Consider the following 18,017-nt stretch of genomic DNA (forward strand, 5'->3'; position numbering starts at 1 on the left):
CACGCCCTCGTCAACGAATGAGTTCAAGACCGCATGGCAAGGTCCGGTTAGGCGCAATCGCGCCCAAGGTCGACCAGCAGCAAATCTGGATATGGTCCGCTCTGCCGCCGGAAGCGAAAGTGAGCTATCCCGCCGCGATGCAGCAGGAATGACGCTGATGACCGAAACCGTCGCGCCCGTCGCCAAGCCTGTTCCTCGACCGCGATCCAGAAGCGCCGAGACCGTCAGCGCGTCGGCGCTGGCGCAGCACCTCGATTGCAGCCGGACCTACATCGGCAAGCTCGAAGCCGAAGGCGTAATCCAGCGGCAAGGTGACGGCTTCCCGCTCGATCAGAGCCGCGTCGCTTATCTGCGATACCTGCGGCGCGAGCGGCGGCAATCGTCGCGCAGTGAAGCCGATGCTGCGCACGGCGCGGCAATGACAGCGTGTTTTCGAGAACGCTGCAATCTCCTCATGCTGTTGCCGAAAGGCAACTGGTTTATTGTTTCTTCGTTGAACTGTTCCATTTTGCGTTTACGCCGCAACAAACAGTTTTAGATTTGCGGTCTCCGGGCTGGGGCGTGTTTTACGACAGCGAATTTTCGAACCCGGAGGCTTTTCGAAATGATTTTGGAATTCCTCGCAATTTTTTCTCTCGTTCAGTTCGCCAACATAATTTCGCGACTGATCGGTCAGCGGAATGACGTACTCTCCTACGTTTCAAGATCAGGTCCTCACCGGTAAGTGCGGCTAAAGCGGCATTGCTGGCACCGTTTTGATGGCATCTATCCTGCACGGTGCGCGACGTAGCGATCTTGCGACCCGGCGCGCCATCGAGCGTGTGTGTTCGAGGTGCGCACAGAGATTGCCAAGGTCTAACAGGAAATGGCCGACAAGTGAGGTGAGCCGCCACTGGATGACGACACATGATGACCGCCGCTCAAGTCGCGACACAGGTCCTACGTCGCCTCCGTTGTGCCGGCGTGCCGGCACGCCATCCACCGCAATCTGTAGCGGCTTGCTTGTCCATCGCGGGCCGGGCGGAGTTGTTTGCTATTTCTGCTCCCCGCGATACTCTGACAATCGGCTGGGGGGCCTTAGAATGTTCGATGTGTATCTGAACACCAGGCGTGATCTGTTGGTTGTGCGAAATGGTTTGCCAATTCCGCTTCCCGACGCGTCAGGCAGATGGCATAAGAAGAAAAAAGTAGCGAGCGTCAGCGAGGACATTAAGCTCGCCGTTCAGCGACAAGGCTACTACCTGCGCAAGCTAACGGACTTTAAGAAGCGTTAGTCCGCGAACCGCATCTGCAACCTCTACAGCATCGCGACGAACCAAGCTGCGTCGCCGCCCTGTTTCGCGTCGCCAACTGATACGTCGGCAACCTCGCACCGATGCCCGGCGTGTTTCCCGACTATCGTGCGCCGGTCGTCCGCAACACAGACGCAGGATGGTGTTGATGCGGTGGGGCATGCCGCCGCCACTCCGGACAGGCGTGCCGCCAGTCACGCCGCCGGCGCCCGGCCGTCGGGCAAAACACCGGGTCATTCCGATCTGCGCCGGTGTCAAGCCGCGCCTGCAAGAATATTCCACTTTACCGAAATTCGGAAATAACGTATGTGTCGTCCATCCCGGCTCGCCAAGAGGGGCGATCTTGTGTCGTCACTGTCGCGAGCCGGGCTTGCGGTGGACGCGACAGCGTCGGGCGCGAGAGGTTAAGGGCAGGGCGGATTGCTCTCCGTGAGCCCAAGACTTTGTGCTGGATGAGCGGCGCTGTCAGGTTCGTCTCGTCTGTAAGTTTCCGGCTCCGTCGACAGGGCTGGAAAAACTGCGGCGAAATGGCGGGCCGTGCGTACGGCAAAACCGTGTGGTCCTGGCCGTCGTTGCTACGGTCAAGTGCTTTGCGAATGCGGCAGTCGCGTCAACCGGCGCGGTGTCGGTGACTTTCGCTGGCGTGAGGGAGGCCAGAAGGAACTCGGCTCCCGGGAGAGCACGGCATAAGCCGTCCAACCACTGCGCAGGGAAGGCCGAGTGATTGGCACCACCCGTATGCTGCTGTGCGGTTTCCTTGCGTTACCTTTCGCGCAGCGGACCGCGGGTGCGAGGTCAGCACCCGGCCTTCCCTGCGCCCTCTTGGCTTCGAGGGTGGAGTGACCAGGCAAAGCTCGGGCGAGATGCGCCGCGAGAGCGCGAAGGTGTGTCTGCAGCACTCGCTGTCATCGCCCGGCTTGACCGGGCGATCCAGCATTCCAGAGACGGCTGTGATTGAGCCGAGAGGCCGCGGCGTACTGGATTGCCCGCTTGCCGCCTACGCTAAAGCTTCGGCGGACAAGTCGCTGCGCTCGCAATGACGATGCGGAGAGAGCGTGCCCTCCATCGATCCCCATTCACAACTCCGTGCCTTGATTCGGGAACAATCATTCCCTATTATCCCGCAATGCAAAAAGCCGCGCGCCGTCGCCAGCCTGCCGCCCGTCCGCCCGGCCGTCCCCGGGAATTCGACATGGACACCGCGCTCGACCGCGCCGTACGCGTATTTTGCGAGCGGGGCTATCACGCCACCTCGATCGGCGACCTGACCGCCGCCATGCGGCTTGCCACCGGCAGCGTCTACAAGGCGTTTCGCGACAAGCAGGCCGTGTTCCTGGCCGCTTTCGAGCGCTATGCCACCGTGCGCCGGGAGCAGACCCGCAGCGCGGCCGCGCGCGGCACCAACGGTCGCGAGCGACTGCGCCATATGTTGCTGTCCTATGTCGAGCACTCCCAGGGGATCGAGGGCCGTCGCGGCTGCATCGTGGTCGGCGGTGCGGTCGAGCTCGCCGCGCTCGATCCGGACGTCCGCGCCCGCGTCAACGCCCAGCTCGAGACCAACGAGACCTTCATCGCCGGCCTCATTCGCGAGGGCCACGCCGATGGCTCGATTCCCGCCCATGTTGCGATCGACGACACCGCGCGGCTGATGATCTGCATCACGCAGGGAATGCGCGTCGTCGGCAAGGCGCGCCTGCCGCTCGACGGCGAGCGCCTGGTCGGCGTTGCGATGAAACTGCTCGCCTGAATTTGTGTCCTATTAGGGAATGATCATTCCCGATATCTGGAGTCTGTTGGAATGACGATGAATGCCACGATCGAGACCGCACCCGGGCCGGATGCGGTGTCGCAACGACTGACCTTCGTGCTTGCCGCGGCCTGTGGCATGGTCGCCGCCAACATCTACTACGCCCAGCCGCTGATCGCCCCGATCAGCGCCGCGCTCGGCCTCTCGCATGCGGCGGCCGGGCTGATCGTCACCATGACGCAGATCGGCTACGGCGTGGGGCTTCTCTTCATCGTGCCGCTCGGCGACCTCGTCGAGAACCGCGCGCTGATCTGCTCCGTCATCACGCTCGGCGCCGCGGCGCTGCTGGCCGCCGCGTTCGCCACCCACGCGCTGCCGTTCCTGATCGCCGCGCTGTTCATCGGCCTCGGCTCGGTCGCCGTGCAGATCATCATTCCCTATGCGGCACACCTTGCGCCGGAAGCCATTCGCGGCCGCGTCGTCGGCAATGTCTCGACCGGATTGATGCTGGGCATCATGCTGGCGCGACCGGTGTCGAGCTTCGTTACGGCAGCGCTGTCATGGCACGCGGTGTTCTTCATGTCCGCCGCGCTGATGATCGTGCTCGCGGCGGTGCTGTGGACGACGCTGCCGAAGCGCAAGCCGGTCGCGCGCATGCATTACGGCACGCTGCTGCTGTCGATGCCGCATCTGGCCCGGACCACGCCGCTGCTCCGGCGCCGCGCGCTCTATCAGGCGAGCCTGTTCGGTGCCTTCACCCTGTTCTGGACGGTGGCGCCACTCCAGCTCGCCAGCGAATTCGGCTTCTCCCAGCGCGGCATCGCGCTGTTCGCGCTCGCCGGCGTCGCCGGCGTGTTCGCCGCCCCGATCGCGGGACGGCTCGCCGATCGCGGCCATAGCCGCATCGCGACGCTGGTCGCCATGCTGCTCGCGGCCGCCGGCTTCCTGGTGACCTATATCGGTGCGGCCGGCTCGACGCTGAATCTCGCCTGCCTGGTCGTGGCCGCGATCGCCATCGATATCGGTGTCCAGGGGAACGTCGTGCTCGGCTTCCGCGCCATCTTCGTGCTCGGGCATGAGCACCGCAGCCGTCTCAACGGCCTCTATATGGCGACGTTCTTCGCCGCCGGCGCTGCCGGCTCTGCGGTCGGCGCCTGGGCCTTCGCGCAAGGCGGCTGGACGCTGGCGTCGGCCATTGGCCTTGCTCTGCCCGTCGCGGGCTTGCTCTATGCGGCGACAGAGTAGCGGTACGATCGTGCCCGCGGCCGTTTACCAAGCCCTGGATACGCAGCCCAGCACCGTGCGATTTCCGTCTCGCGGTTTCCCTGCGGTTGTAGTATTTTGGTCGCAAGCGAGCCCGGTTAACGGGCGGCAGGGGGAGGCTGATGAGGCGTGCGGGACTGGTTGGCGTACCGCGGGTACGGCCATGGTCGTGGCAGGGCGTTTCTGCTCGGATTTATCGTCGTCGCCGTGTCGGCCGCGCTTCAAGGCGTCTGCGTCGCGCTCGGCGCCAAGCTCTATTTTGCGGCGTTCCTGCCCAGCCTGTTCGTGCTCGGAATCGTCGCGGGCGCGCCGGCAGCGGCGTTCGCCGCGCTGCTCACCGTTCCGCTGGTGTGGTGGGCGTTCATCCCGCCATTCTTCCAGTTCATGCCGCTCTCCAGCGCGGGCGCGGATTCCATCAACCTGTTCTGCCTGCTCGCGGTGCTCTTGATCGGCCTTGCCGATCTCTGCCGCGAGACGATGGCCATGATCAGCCGCGGCGGGCTGAAGCCCTCGGGCGAGAGCACGGCAACGAATTCGCAATAAATCCGCCTCATGCGGAAGCGGCGCGTTGCGCCAGCGCAACAGTCCGGCAACCATCCGCGAGCTTGGTGCGCGCCGCTAACTTTTCGAAAAAGATTTGGCCGCAATTTCTCCCCCGGGAATGACGAGGGAGTTTTTGAACATGAACGGTCACGCCATCTTTGAGAACGTGCGCCGCTATCGCGGCATCGCATCGCTCTATCGCCAGACCGCTGCATTCCGCCCGGGCCAGAGCTGGTCGCTTCTGGAGCAGGCGAGCGAGTGGGAAGCGCGGGCGCTGTCGGAGCTGGAAGCCTATTTCGCCGCGCGCGCGGATTACGCCGCCGTCCAGCGCGCCGCCTGATCGTTAACCATCACAGGTATTCGTATCGATGACGAACGGCGCGAACGACCCGCGATGGGACGCAGACGTTCGCGCCATAGCCGTCAGAACCGGTAGCTCGCCTAAACCCCCACGGTGCGGCCCTGGCCGGGCGAGATGTTGTTGTTGCCGTCGGCGGACGCCCAATAGCCGCAGTTGAAGATGTTCTCGACCGTGAGCTGCGCCCGCCAGTTGGCATCGATCGTGGCGTAGACGCCGGCATCGAAGCGCACGAAGCCCGGCAGTCTCACGGTGTCATCCGACGATGCAAAGGAATCGCCGAAATAGATGATGCCGAGCGCGGCCGCCCACATCGGCGTAAACTGGTACTTGTTCCACCAGGCGAACTGATTGTACGGCACGAGCTGCACGCGATTGCCCGGCACCACGGTCGCCGACGTCGCGCTGGTGATCTTCGCATCGGTATAGGCATAACCGAGCGTGGACTGCCATTGCTCGGTGAGGTAGCCGACGAGGCTCGCCTCGAAGCCGCGCGTCAGCGTGCTGCCGGAGGGCAGGAAGAAGCCGGGATTGTTGCCATCCGCGATCGGCTGGTTGGTGCGGTTGAGGTTGTAGATCGCGGTCGAGAACAACAGCTTCGGATTGATGTTCCACTTCAACCCGACCTCGGTGTTCTCGAACTTCTGCGGCTGCAGGATCAGCGTGCCGTCATTGAGCGAGGAGAACTGGTCGCCGGAGGCGGGCAAATAGGAGATGCTGTAGGCCGTGTAGACCGACATCGTCTCCCTCGGCTTGAGGAGCACGGCCGCCTGCGGCGAGACCAGATTGTCGGTGCGATTGCGGTTGAGGTTGGTGTTCATGTCCAGCGCCGACATCTCGAAGCGGTCGAACCGCGTGCCCACGATGAGCTGGAGCGCGCGCGAGAACTCGATGGTGTCGCGCAGGTAGCCGGACTCGACGTTCAGCGCATATTTACTGTTCGAATCCGGTGTCGTGACGCCGTCGGTGTTGGTGCCGGTGAAGTGGTGGACGAAGTTGACCGGCCCGAAATAGGTCGGCGCGAACGGGTTCTGCACGATGGTATTGGTGCCGTTCGGGAAGACGCCGGTGTTGCGGATGTCGACACCGGTCTGGCGGCCGAACTCGGTACCGAAGCCCACCGTGTGCGCGATCGGCCCGGTCCAGCCCTTGTAGGTGAAGTCGGTCTGGTTGAAGACGTTGTCGCGGTTGGTCGTGTGCTGATAGGCGCCAAGGTTGACCGCGGTGTCGGCTGCGTTGACGGCACCGGCGAGCGGCCCGCCCGTCGGATAGACGTTCTGGTAGAACTTCTGGTAGTCGGCCGCCATCGTGCCGTTGCGCACCGACAGTCCGTTCTGGAAGTCGTGCTCGATGATTGCCATGCCGGTCTGCACGGTCGCCTGCGCGGTGTTGAGGCTGGGGCTGCCGAAGAAGGTCTGAAGATTGCCGTTCGGCGCGAACGGTGTCGTCGGATTGAATCGCGTGACGCCGCCGGGAAGGCCCTGCGAGGGATTGCCGCGATCGGCGGTGCGGCCGTCGTGGTAATATTCGTAGGACAGCTTGATCTTGGTGAAGTCGTCGGGCTTCAGCGTAACGGTCGGGTTGATGCCGTAGCGTTCGAGATGGTTGAAGTCGCGGAAGGCATCGCTGCCCTCGTAGAACACGTTCAGCCGGGCCGCCACGTTGTCGTTGACGGCTTGGCCCGCGTCAAGCGAGACGCGGCGGTCGCCCCACGATCCCGTCTGCGCGGTGGCTTCATAGATGCGGGTGCCGTCGGCCTCCTTGAGGGTGCGGTTGAGCACGCCGCCGCCGGCGCCGCGGCCGAAGGTCAGGGCGCTCGGGCCCTTCAGCACCTCGATGCTTTGCGCGTTGTAAAGGTCGCGGAAATATTGCACGTCGTCACGAAAGCCGTTGACGAAGAAGTTGGCGCTGGAATCGACGCCGCGGATGACGAGCTCGTCGCGATTGCCTTCGCCCTGGTGGACGGCGACGCTCGGGACGTAGCGCGTGACATCGGTCAAGCCCTGATAATTCTGGTCGCGGATCTGCTGCTGGGTGATGACGGAAAGCGATTGCGGGATGTTGACGATCGGCGTGTTCGACTTGGTGGCGACGAAGGTGCTGTTGGCAAAATAGCCGACGGTGCCGGTGCGCGCGTCCTGCGATGGCATGAAGGGCTGTGGCGCGGCAGTCGTCTCCGGCCGCCGTGCCGTTTGCGTCCGACGGGGCCGCCCGCTGCTCGACCGGCGGGCGGCCGAAGCGGGATTGGTTCGGCGCTGTGCGTCCGGCGCGGTCACGGTGACGGATGGAATCGTCACGCCTCGCGCGGGCGTGGATTGCGCAAAGGCCTGCGGACTGGCGAAGAACGCAGCTGACGTCATCAGCGCGGTCAACACGCCTCCGATACCCGAAAGATTGCGCTTGGACATGTAGCTTGCGGAAGACAAAAGCTCTCCCGCGGCGGCGATGTGGCTCATCGCGCCCTCCCTGACTCTTTCAAAACTCGCCCGGATTCCCCATTGCACGGCCGGATGCGGGGCAAGGAGCATCCGTGCACGCGAAGTCACTGTGCGCATGAACAAAGTGACCGTGCGGCCATTCCGCGCACGATGATTTGAATCGTTCGAAACTTGTCGGGTTCCAAGCGATCACATGTTTCGGCGCGCCGGCAGGGCCCGTGGCGACTACGGAGTTATCTCGGCGCCCGCGTGTGCTAGCACCGGACCGATCGAGATCTCCTACGTCGGCCGGGACCAGCGATGACCACCTTCAACCGTGTCTTCACGACGGAGCGTCTGCTCCAGATCATCGTCATTCTGGCGGCAACAGTTGCGATGAAGCTGATGGGCTGAATATCGGTGGGCTATTGCCCGCCGAACTCGGGCACGTCGGGCAAATAGTTCGAGCCCTCGGAGCCCAGGAAATCGAACATCGCCTGCGCCGGTGGCAGCAGCACCTTGTCGCTGCGGCGGATCACGTACCATTGCCGGACGATCGGAAGGCCGGCGACATCGAGCACGATGAGGCGGCCTTCGGCGAGCTCATGCGCCACCGTGTGGGCCGAGATGAAGGCGATGCCGAGCCCGGCGATGACGGCCTGCTTGATGGTCTCGTTGCTGCTCATCTCCATGCCGATGATCGGCTCGAGATCCGATCTCTGGAACATGCCTTCCATCAGCGTGCGCGTCCCTGACCCCGGCTCGCGGGTGAGGAAGGTCTCGTGCACGAGGTCGGTCAGGTTGAGGCCGGAATCCTTCCCCAGCCAGTGTCCGTTGCGCGCGACGATGATGTGCGGATTGCGCCCGAGCTGACGCACGTCGACGCTGACGTCGGCCGGTGGCCGACCCATCACGGCGAAATCGAGATCGTAGCCGTGCATGGCCTCGCGGATCTCCTCGCGATTGCCGATCGTGAGCTTGATCTCGATCTTCGGATGCCGCTTCGAAAACGCCGCGATCGCATGCGGCACGAAATACTTCGCGGTCGACACCGCGCCGAGATGCACCGTGCCGCCGGTCCGTCCAGCGAGCAGATCGAGCGCGCCCTGGCAGTCCATGATCGCGGCCTCGACGCGTTCGGCGAGCGCCAGCACCTCCTTGCCTGCCTCCGTCAGCAGCATGCCCTCGCCGGTCCGCTGCACCAGCGGCAGGCCGGCGAGGTCCTGGAGCTGCCGGAGCTGCTGGGTGACGGCTGGCTGGGTCAGGCCGAGCTGGCTTGAGGCCGCGGTGACGCTGCCCTTCGCCGAGAGCGCCGCAAGCGAGCGGAGTTGCCGGATCGTCAGATGCCGGAGCTGGGCCGCTGCGTGGCCGGGGCCATTATAAGAAAATTCTTTGGCACTCATTATGAATAGAAATTTTCCTTATTAAGCCGCCCCTGTCAATCTCCTCTTGTTGGGACCGACCGCACCGACCTCCAGCGGGGAGGGAACTGGATGCGGCGCCCGCAAGGGGATGGACGCAGATGACCGGGCAACTCAGGTTGGACGACCACCTTCAACGGTATTCCGAGACGGCGCCGCATGCGCTGGCCGTGGCAGCCGCAGTCGACGCCATCGCGGTGGCAGCGATCGAGATCGCCGACCTCATCGCCACCGGCGATTTTGCGGACGCATCGGGCCTGACCACCGGCCGCAACAGCGACGGCGATCTCCAGCGCGACCTCGACCTCCAGGCCGATGCGATCCTGCGCCGCTGTCTCAGCAGGCTGCCAATCGCGGCGCTCGCGTCGGAGGAGATGCGCGAGCCGCAAATCGGCGACCGCGAGGCAAAAATCTGCGTCGCGATCGATCCGCTCGACGGCTCCTCCAACATCGACATCAACATGACCGTCGGCACGATCTTCTCGATCCTGCCTGCCCCGGATGACCCCACTCTCGCCTTCCATCAGCGCGGCTCGGCGCAGCTTGCCGCGGGGTTCGTCACCTATGGGCCGCAGACCTCACTGGTGCTCACGCTCGGCGACGGCGTCGACATCTTCACGCTCGACCGCAGGGCGGGCTGCTTCCGCCTCGCGCGCAGCGCCGTGCATATCTCCGAGACGTGCGAAGAATTCGCGATCAATGCGTCGAACCGCCGCCACTGGGATACGCCGGTCCGCGCCTTCGTCGACGAATGTCTTGCCGGCGTCGAAGGGCCCGCCAACCACAATTTCAACATGCGCTGGATCGGTTCGCTGGTTGCGGAGGCCTACCGAATACTCACCCGCGGCGGCGTGTTCCTCTATCCCTCGGACGCGCGCCCCGGCTATGGCGACGGCCGCCTGCGCCTCACCTACGAGGCGCACCCGATGGCCATGATCATCGAACAGGCCGGCGGCTCCGCCACGACCGGGCGCGAGCGCATCCTCGAGCTATCGGCGCAGAGCCTGCACCAGCGCGTGCCGCTGATCATGGGCTCGAGCAACGAGGTGCAGCGCGTCGAGGAACTGCACTGCGATCCGCTGCTGGTCGCCAGCATCTCCGCACCGCTGTTCGCGCAGCGCGGCTTCTTCCGGCTATGAGCGAGGCGACCCATGTCCAGGAAGCATCCGATCATCTCCATCACCGGCTCCTCCGGCGCCGGCACCACGTCGGTCAAGAAGACGTTCGAGCAGATCTTCTTCCGCGAGAAGGTCAACGCCGTCTACATCGAGGGCGACGCCTTCCATCGCTATGATCGTGCCGAGATGCGCACGCAGATGGCGAAGGAGGCCGAACGCGGCAACAAGCATTTCAGCCATTTCAGCCCCGAGACCAACCTGTTCGAGGAGCTGGAGCGTGCCTTCCGCGACTATGGCGAGACCGGTACCGCGACGACGCGGCACTATGTCCATGATGCCGAGGAGTCCGCATTGCACGGTGCGGCTCCCGGGACCTTCACCGAATGGGAGCGGCTGCCGGAAAACTCGGACCTTTTGTTTTACGAGGGCCTGCATGGCGCCGTCGTCACCGACAAGGTCAATGTCGCGCGCTACGCCGATCTCAAGATCGGCGTCGTGCCGGTCATCAATCTCGAATGGATCCAGAAGCTGCACCGCGACCGTAGCGCCCGCGGCTATTCGACCGAGGCCGTCACGGACACTATTTTGCGGCGGATGCCGGACTACATCCACTACATCTGCCCGCAATTCACCGACACCGACATCAACTTCCAGCGCGTGCCGACGGTGGACACCTCCAATCCGTTCATCGCGCGCTGGATCCCGACGCCGGACGAATCGATGGTCGTGATCCGCTTCAAAAATCCGCGCGGCATCGACTTTCCCTATCTGCTCTCGATGCTTCCCCACAGCTGGATGTCCCGCGCGAACTCCATCGTGTGTCCAGGCGCGAAGCTCGATCTGGCGATGCAGCTGATCCTGACGCCGCTGATCATGCAGCTGATCGAGCGCAAGCGAAATCTGAAGTGAATAGGGAGAGAATCCGATGAACATCTCCGTCCACGCCGAAGCCGACATCACGGCAGTCACACACAACGATCTCGCCAATGCCGTCCGCTTCCTCGCGGTCGACGCCATCGAGACCTCGCAGTCCGGCCATCCCGGCCTTCCGATGGGCATGGCCGACGTCGCAACCGTGCTGTTCTCGCGGTTCCTCAAGTTCGACTCCGCGCACCCGAACTGGCCGGATCGCGACCGCTTCGTGCTGTCGGCGGGGCACGGTTCGATGCTGCTCTATGCGCTGCTGCATCTCACCGGCGGCGATGTCAGCCTGGACGACATCAAGGCGTTCCGGCAGTGGGGCTCGAAGACGCCGGGCCATCCGGAATACGGCCACACGCCGGGTGTCGAGACCACGACCGGCCCGCTGGGGCAGGGGATCGCGACCGCGGTCGGCATGGCGCTCGCCGAGCGCATGGCCAATGCGCGGCACGGCGACGGCTTGGTCGATCACTTCACCTATGTGATCGCGGGCGACGGCTGCCTGATGGAAGGCATCAGTCAGGAGGCGATCTCGCTCGCCGGTCATCTCCAGCTCGGCCGGCTGATCGTGCTGTTCGACGACAACGGCATCTCCATCGACGGGCCGACCTCGCTGGCCACTTCCGATGATCAGCTCGCGCGCTTTGCGGCCTCCGGCTGGTCGGTCCGCAGTGTCGACGGCCATGACCCCGAAGCGGTTGCGCAGGCGATTGCCGAAGAGCGTGAGAGCACAAAACCGTCGCTGATCGCCTGCCGTACCATCATCGGCTATGGCGCGCCGGACCGTCAGGGCACCGAGAAGGCGCATGGTGCGCCGCTCGGCACCGAGCAAACAGCAGCGGCGCGGCGGACGCTCGGCTGGGACTATCAGCCCTTCGTGGTGCCGATCCCGATCCTCAAGGCATGGCGGATGATCGGACAGCGCGGGCAGGTCGAGCGTCTTGCCTGGCTCGACCGCTACGAATGCGCGACGGCCGCGCAGCGCGAGCTGTTCATCGAGGGCAAGGCCGTTGCCCTGCCAGAGGCCTATGCCCAGGCCTCGGCGAAATTGCGCGAGCGCTTTGCCAGCGAGCGTCCGAAGCTGGCGACGCGGCAAGCCTCGCAGCAGGTGCTCGACGGTATCGCCGGGACAATTCCCGGACTGGTCGGCGGCTCGGCGGACCTGACGCATTCGAACCTCACGCATGCCAAAGCGCAGACTCCGGTGACGCGTGGGACGTTCGCCGGCGGCTACATCCACTACGGCATTCGCGAGCACGGCATGGCCGCCGCGATGAATGGCCTCGCGTTGCATGGCGGATTCATTCCCTATGGCGGCACCTTTCTCGCCTTCTCCGACTACAGCCGGCCGGCGATCCGTCTTGCGGCCTTGATGCGGCTGCGCGTCATCCATGTGATGACCCACGACTCCATCGGTCTTGGCGAGGACGGTCCCACGCATCAGCCCGTCGAGCATCTCGCGGCGCTGCGCGTCATCCCGAATCTTCTGGTGTTCCGCCCCGCCGACGCGGTCGAGACGCTGGAAGCTTGGGACTGCGCGCTCGAGGCGGAAGATCGCCCCTCCGTGCTGTGTCTGTCGCGTCAGGCGCTGCCGACATTCCGCAGCGACGTGCGCGGCAGGAACCGTGTCGCGCGCGGCGCCTACCTCATCGTCTCGCCGGACGGCGGTCGCGACGTCACGTTGATGGCGACCGGCTCCGAAGTCTCGATCGCGCTGGAAGCCGCTCGCCTGCTCGCGACGGAACATATCCGCGCCGCCGTGGTCTCCGCGCCATGCTTCGCGCTGTTCGAGGAGCAGCCGGAGGACTACCGCGCCTGCGTGCTCGGCACCGCCCCGCGCGTCGGCATCGAGGCCGCAGTCGCCGGCGATTGGCATCGCTGGATCGGCACTGACGGCGAGTTCGTCGGCATGCGCGGCTTCGGCGCCTCTGCGCCGGCGCCCGTGCTCTACCGCGAATTCGGCATCACGCCGCAAAGCGTTGCCGAAGCCGCCCGGCGGACGATCACCCGCGCCGGCAAGCCATAACAGGAGGAACTTTCGTGGCCCGTATCACCCTTCGTCAGCTGCTCGATCACGCCGCCAACCACGGCTACGCGGTGCCGGCGTTCAACATCAACAACATGGAGCAGGGTATTGCGATCATGCAGGCCGCGGCCGAGGTCGATGCGCCCGTGATCATCCAGGCCTCGCGCGGCGCGCGCAGCTATGCCGGCGATCTCATGCTCTCGCACATGATCGACGCGCTGGAGCGGACCTATCCGGACATTCCGCTCTGCATGCACCAGGACCACGGCAATGACGAGGCGACCTGCGCCTCCGCCATCGCCCACGGCTTCACCTCGGTCATGATGGACGGCTCGCTCAAGGCCGACGCCAAGACCGCTGCCGATTACGACTACAATGTCGACATCACCCGCCGCGTCGTCGATCTCGCGCATTGGGTGGGCGCCTCCGTCGAAGGCGAGCTCGGCGTGCTCGGCTCGCTCGAGCATGGCGGCGGCGAGCAGGAGGACGGCCACGGCGTCGAGGGCAAGGTCAGCCACGACCAGCTCCTCACCGATCCCGACCAAGCCGTAGACTTCGTCCGCGCCACCAAGGTCGATGCGCTCGCGATCGCGATGGGCACGTCCCACGGCGCCTACAAGTTCAGCCGCAAGCCTGATGGCGACATCCTGGCGATGCGGGTGGTCGAGGAGATTCACCGTCGCCTGCCGAACACGCATCTCGTGATGCACGGCTCCTCCTCGGTGCCGCAGCCGCTCCAGGACATGTTCAATCAGTTCGGCGGTGAGATGCCGCAGACCTGGGGCGTGCCGGTGGAGGAGATCGTCCGCGGCATCAAGAGCGGTGTGCGAAAGGTCAACATCGACACCGATTGTCGCCTCGCGATGACAGCGGTGTTCCGCAAGGTCGCCGCGCAAACGCGCTCCGAATTCGATCCGCGCAAATTCCTCAAGCCTGCGATGGATGCGATGCGCGAGCTCTGCCGCGATCGCTTCGAGCAGTTCGGCACCGCGGGCCACGCCAGCAAGATCAAGGTCATTCCCTTGAGCGAGATGGCGCGGCGCTATCGCGCCGGCGAGCTCGACCCGCGCATCGACGCCCGCGAACCGGTCGCCGCCTAATCATTCAGAGAGAGAAGAGCAGGAGAGAGCCATGAATGCACACGCAGGAACCGTCCGGGGCAAAGAGCGCTATCGATCGGGCACGATGGAATACGCGCGCATGGGCTATTGGGAGCCCGACTACACGCCGAAGGACACCGATGTCATCGCGCTGTTCCGCGTGACGCCGCAGGAGGGCGTGGACCCCATCGAGGCGTCAGCGGCGGTTGCCGGCGAATCCTCGACCGCGACCTGGACGGTGGTGTGGACCGATCGCCTGACCGCTGCGGAGAAGTATCGCGCAAAGTGCTACCGCGTCGATCCGGTGCCCGGCACGCCGGGTTCGTACTTCGCCTACATCGCCTACGACCTCGACCTGTTCGAGCCCGGCTCGATCGCCAACCTGTCGGCCTCGATCATCGGCAACGTGTTCGGCTTCAAGCCGCTGAAGGCGTTGCGTCTGGAGGACATGCGCTTCCCGGTCGCCTATGTGAAGACGTTCCAGGGGCCGGCGACCGGCATCGTGGTCGAGCGCGAGCGGCTCGACAAGTTCGGCCGGCCGTTGCTGGGCGCAACGGTGAAGCCGAAGCTCGGCTTGTCCGGGCGCAACTATGGCCGCGTGGTCTACGAGGCGCTCAAGGGCGGGCTCGACTTCACCAAGGACGACGAGAACATCAACTCGCAGCCCTTCATGCATTGGCGTGACCGCTTCCTCTATTGCATGGAGGCCGTGAATCGTGCGCAGGCGGCATCCGGCGAGGTGAAGGGCACCTACCTGAACATCACCGCGGGGACGATGGAGGATATGTACGAGCGCGCAGAGTTCGCGAAAGAGCTCGGGTCGTGCATCGTCATGATCGATCTCGTGATTGGCTACACCGCGATCCAGTCCATGGCGAAATGGGCACGGCGCAACGACATGATCCTGCATCTGCATCGCGCCGGTCACTCGACCTATACACGGCAGAAGAGTCACGGCGTGTCGTTCCGCGTCATCGCGAAGTGGATGCGGCTCGCCGGCGTCGACCACATCCATGCCGGCACGGTGGTCGGCAAGCTCGAAGGCGATCCCAACACCACGCGCGGCTATTACGACGTCTGCCGCGAAGACTTCAACCCGACAAAGCTCGAGCATGGCCTGTTCTTCGACCAGTCCTGGGCGAGCCTGAACAAGATGATGCCGGTCGCCTCCGGCGGCATCCATGCCGGCCAGATGCACCAGCTGCTCGATCTCCTTGGCGAGGACGTCGTGCTGCAATTCGGCGGCGGCACCATCGGCCATCCCATGGGCATTGCGGCTGGCGCGATCGCCAACCGCGTGGCGCTGGAGGCGATGATCCTCGCCCGCAACGAGGGGCGCGACTATGTCCATGAAGGTCCGGAGATCCTGGCCAGGGCGGCAGAGACCTGCACGCCGCTGAAGGCTGCGCTCGAGGTCTGGAAGGACGTCAGCTTCAACTATCAATCCACCGACACGCCGGACTTCGTGCCGACCGCGTTGGAAACCGTTTGAGGAGATGAGATATGAAACTGACCCAGGGCTGCTTCTCGTTCCTGCCTGATCTGACCGACGACCAGATCACGAAGCAGGTGCAATATTGCCTCGCCAATGGCTGGGCGGTGAATATCGAGTTCACCGACGATCCGCATCCCCGCAACACCTATTGGGAGATGTGGGGCCTGCCGATGTTCGACCTCCAGGACGCCGCCGGCGTGATGATGGAGCTCGCCGAATGCCGCAGGGTTTACGGCGATCGCTACATCCGCATCAGTGGATTCGACTCCAGCCATGGCTGGGAATCGGTGCGGATCTCGTTCCTCGTCAAGCGCCCGCCGCAGGAAGCCGAGTTCGAGCTGGTGCGGCAGGAGGTGGGGGGACGTGCGATCCGCTACACAACCGTGCGCCGGCCGGCCGCGCACGCGTCGACCTAGTCACTCCTCTCCGCGCGGAGCACTCCCTGCTCCGTTTCCTTGGCGGACCACTGCTTCGCCGCTCCCCCGCGGCGAAGCTCTTTTCCTCGAGGTGCCGATGCTTGATGTCCCTCATGCGACGACCGCTGAAACGAACGAGACCAGTTTCGATCTCCGCAAGGAGGCCGAGGCGGCCGGGATCACCGACACGCTGCAACAGCTCGAGCAGGAGCTGATCGGCCTCCGGCCGGTCAAGAACCGCGTGCGCCAGATCGCGTCACTGCTGCTGATCGAACGCATCCGCCAGCGTGCGGGACTGGCATCGTCGCCACCGACGCTGCACATGTCGTTCACCGGTAATCCCGGCACGGGCAAGACCACGGTGGCGCTGCGTATGGCGAAGATCCTGCACGGTCTCGGTTTCGTGCGGCGCGGGCAGGTGATCTCGGTGACGCGCGACGATCTCGTCGGCCAGTATATCGGCCATACCGCGCCGAAGACGAAGGAGATCTTGAAGAAGGCGATGGGCGGCGTGTTGTTCATCGACGAGGCCTACTATCTCCACCGGCCCGACAACGAGCGCGATTACGGCCAGGAGGCGATCGAGATCCTGCTCCAGGTGATGGAGAACCAACGCGAGGACCTCGTCGTGATCCTCGCCGGCTATGGCGAGCGAATGACGAGCTTCTTTGCCTCCAACCCGGGCTTCCGTTCGCGCATCGCCCATCACATCGACTTCCCGGACTATGCGGAAGCCGAGCTTCTGGTCATCGCCGAGCTGATGCTGAAGGAGCGAGGATACCGCTTCTCGGCTGCGGCACGCGAGGCCTTCGAGAAATACATCGAACTGCGCCGGACCCAGCCGTTCTTCTCCAATGCGCGCTCGATCCGCAATGCGGTCGACCGCATCCGCCTGCGGCAGGCCGACCGCCTCGTGTCTGATCTCAACCGGATGCTCGATGTCGCCGATCTCGAGACGATCGATCCGACGGATGTCCTTGCGAGCCGCGTTTTCAGCGGTGGTGCGGACGCGCAGAGGAGTGCGACGCCATGACGGGAGAAATCCTCATCGCGCCTTCGATCCTGGCCGCCGATTTCGCGCGCCTCGGGGAGGAGATCAGGGCAATTGATGCCGCCGGCGCCGACTGGATCCACTGTGACGTCATGGACGGACATTTCGTGCCGAACATCAGCTTTGGCGCCGACGTCATCAAGGCGATCCGGCCGGCGACGGCGAAGATCTTTGACGTGCATCTGATGATCGCGCCGACCGATCCCTATCTGGAGGCGTTCGCAAAAGCAGGTGCCGACGTCATCACGGTTCATGCCGAAGCCGGCCCGCATCTGGACCGCTCGCTCCAGGCCATCCGCGCGCTCGGCAAGAAGGCTGGTGTCAGCCTGTGTCCGACTACACCGGAAGCTGCGATCGAATACGTGCTTGATCGTCTCGACCTCGTGCTGGTGATGACGGTCAATCCCGGCTTCGGCGGCCAGTCCTTCCTCGACTCCCAGATCGAGAAGATCAGGCGCATTCGAAGCATGATCGGCGACCGGCCGATTCGGCTCGAGGTCGATGGCGGCATCACGCGCGACAATGCCGCCGCCGTGGCTGCCGCGGGCGCCGATACCCTCGTGGCAGGATCGGCCGTGTTCCGCGGCAAGAGCAGCGCCGATTATGCGGGCAACATCGCCGCCATCCGCGCTGCTGCGGAATCCGGCAGGGTTCCGAAGCTGCAACATGGTTCGGCGCAGACGATCCGGGCCGGCGAGACCGCGCTCACCCGGTAGAATACGGCATACAGGCGTGGCGGAGCCGGCGTCGCGCTGGTTGTGCTATGGCGTGCCATTCCGTCCGGGGTTCTACAGGGCACGCTGCACGGCGCAGCGGGCCTTCCGCGCGCGAGAGTTCTGCGCAGAAATG

The 18,017-nt window shown here is 64.5% G+C and carries 14 protein-coding genes and 2 pseudogenes; 14 read left to right on the plus strand and 2 right to left on the minus strand.

Annotated features, from left to right (window positions below):
• Window positions 1-157: 157 nt before the first annotated feature.
• The 6 genes and pseudogenes from J4G43_RS14165 (at window position 158) to J4G43_RS14195 (ending at window position 5,185) form a co-directional block, all read left to right on the plus strand.
• Entirely contained in the window at window positions 158-538 is a 381-nt protein-coding gene (locus J4G43_RS14165; protein WP_228411351.1) for a helix-turn-helix domain-containing protein, read from the plus strand.
• 748 nt (window positions 539-1,286) lie between these two features.
• Window positions 1,287-1,462 (plus strand): annotated as a pseudogene (locus J4G43_RS14175) (SOS response-associated peptidase); the annotation flags it as partial.
• A 956-nt stretch (window positions 1,463-2,418) separates the two neighbouring features.
• Window positions 2,419-3,039, plus strand: coding sequence for a TetR/AcrR family transcriptional regulator (locus tag J4G43_RS14180; protein WP_208085161.1), 621 nt, complete (start codon window positions 2,419-2,421; stop codon window positions 3,037-3,039).
• Window positions 3,040-3,090: 51 nt separating this feature from the next.
• Window positions 3,091-4,284, plus strand: a complete 1,194-nt coding sequence (locus J4G43_RS14185; protein WP_208085162.1) for an MFS transporter — start codon at window positions 3,091-3,093, stop codon at window positions 4,282-4,284.
• 140 nt (window positions 4,285-4,424) lie between these two features.
• Window positions 4,425-4,845 (plus strand): annotated as a pseudogene (locus J4G43_RS14190) (DUF4118 domain-containing protein).
• Window positions 4,846-4,984: 139 nt separating this feature from the next.
• Window positions 4,985-5,185 carry a hypothetical protein gene (locus J4G43_RS14195; protein WP_014497279.1) on the plus strand — a complete coding sequence of 67 codons (201 nt, stop codon included), beginning with the start codon at window positions 4,985-4,987 and terminating at the stop codon, window positions 5,183-5,185.
• A gap of 101 nt (window positions 5,186-5,286) precedes the next feature.
• Here J4G43_RS14195 and J4G43_RS14200 read toward each other — a convergent pair whose 3' ends face one another.
• Window positions 5,287-7,659, minus strand: coding sequence for a TonB-dependent receptor (locus tag J4G43_RS14200; RefSeq protein WP_208085163.1), 2,373 nt, complete (start codon window positions 7,657-7,659; stop codon window positions 5,287-5,289).
• A gap of 386 nt (window positions 7,660-8,045) precedes the next feature.
• The gene (locus J4G43_RS14205) at window positions 8,046-9,023 is read right to left on the minus strand and encodes a LysR family transcriptional regulator (RefSeq protein WP_208085164.1); all 978 of its coding nucleotides are present in this window, start codon (window positions 9,021-9,023) and stop codon (window positions 8,046-8,048) included.
• 119 nt (window positions 9,024-9,142) lie between these two features.
• Between J4G43_RS14205 and J4G43_RS14210 the strand changes: the two genes are divergently transcribed.
• The 8 genes from J4G43_RS14210 (at window position 9,143) to rpe (ending at window position 17,884) form a co-directional block, all read left to right on the plus strand.
• Window positions 9,143-10,180, plus strand: coding sequence for a class 1 fructose-bisphosphatase (locus tag J4G43_RS14210; RefSeq protein WP_208085165.1), 1,038 nt, complete (start codon window positions 9,143-9,145; stop codon window positions 10,178-10,180).
• Between the two features lie 12 nt (window positions 10,181-10,192).
• The gene (locus J4G43_RS14215; protein WP_208085166.1) at window positions 10,193-11,068 is read left to right on the plus strand and encodes a phosphoribulokinase; all 876 of its coding nucleotides are present in this window, start codon (window positions 10,193-10,195) and stop codon (window positions 11,066-11,068) included.
• Window positions 11,069-11,084: 16 nt separating this feature from the next.
• Window positions 11,085-13,106 (plus strand): transketolase, encoded by a 2,022-nt coding sequence (gene tkt / locus J4G43_RS14220; protein WP_208085167.1) that lies wholly within the window; start codon window positions 11,085-11,087, stop codon window positions 13,104-13,106.
• A gap of 14 nt (window positions 13,107-13,120) precedes the next feature.
• A complete protein-coding gene (gene fba, locus J4G43_RS14225; RefSeq protein ID WP_208085168.1) occupies window positions 13,121-14,206 on the plus strand; it encodes a class II fructose-bisphosphate aldolase in 1,086 nt (361 codons plus the stop codon).
• 31 nt (window positions 14,207-14,237) lie between these two features.
• On the plus strand, window positions 14,238-15,698 hold the full coding sequence (locus tag J4G43_RS14230; protein WP_063984962.1) for a form I ribulose bisphosphate carboxylase large subunit: 1,461 nt from the start codon (window positions 14,238-14,240) through the stop codon (window positions 15,696-15,698).
• A gap of 11 nt (window positions 15,699-15,709) precedes the next feature.
• Window positions 15,710-16,117, plus strand: a complete 408-nt coding sequence (locus J4G43_RS14235) for a ribulose bisphosphate carboxylase small subunit (protein WP_208085169.1) — start codon at window positions 15,710-15,712, stop codon at window positions 16,115-16,117.
• 97 nt (window positions 16,118-16,214) lie between these two features.
• The gene (cbbX, locus tag J4G43_RS14240; RefSeq protein WP_208085170.1) at window positions 16,215-17,150 is read left to right on the plus strand and encodes a CbbX protein; all 936 of its coding nucleotides are present in this window, start codon (window positions 16,215-16,217) and stop codon (window positions 17,148-17,150) included.
• Window positions 17,147-17,884 carry a ribulose-phosphate 3-epimerase gene (gene rpe / locus J4G43_RS14245; protein ID WP_208085171.1) on the plus strand — a complete coding sequence of 246 codons (738 nt, stop codon included), beginning with the start codon at window positions 17,147-17,149 and terminating at the stop codon, window positions 17,882-17,884. The genes cbbX and rpe overlap by 4 nt, the downstream gene beginning before the upstream one ends.
• The last annotated feature ends 133 nt before the right edge of the window (window positions 17,885-18,017 follow it).

Source organism: Bradyrhizobium barranii subsp. barranii (assembly GCF_017565645.3).
Taxonomy (GTDB): domain Bacteria; phylum Pseudomonadota; class Alphaproteobacteria; order Rhizobiales; family Xanthobacteraceae; genus Bradyrhizobium; species Bradyrhizobium barranii.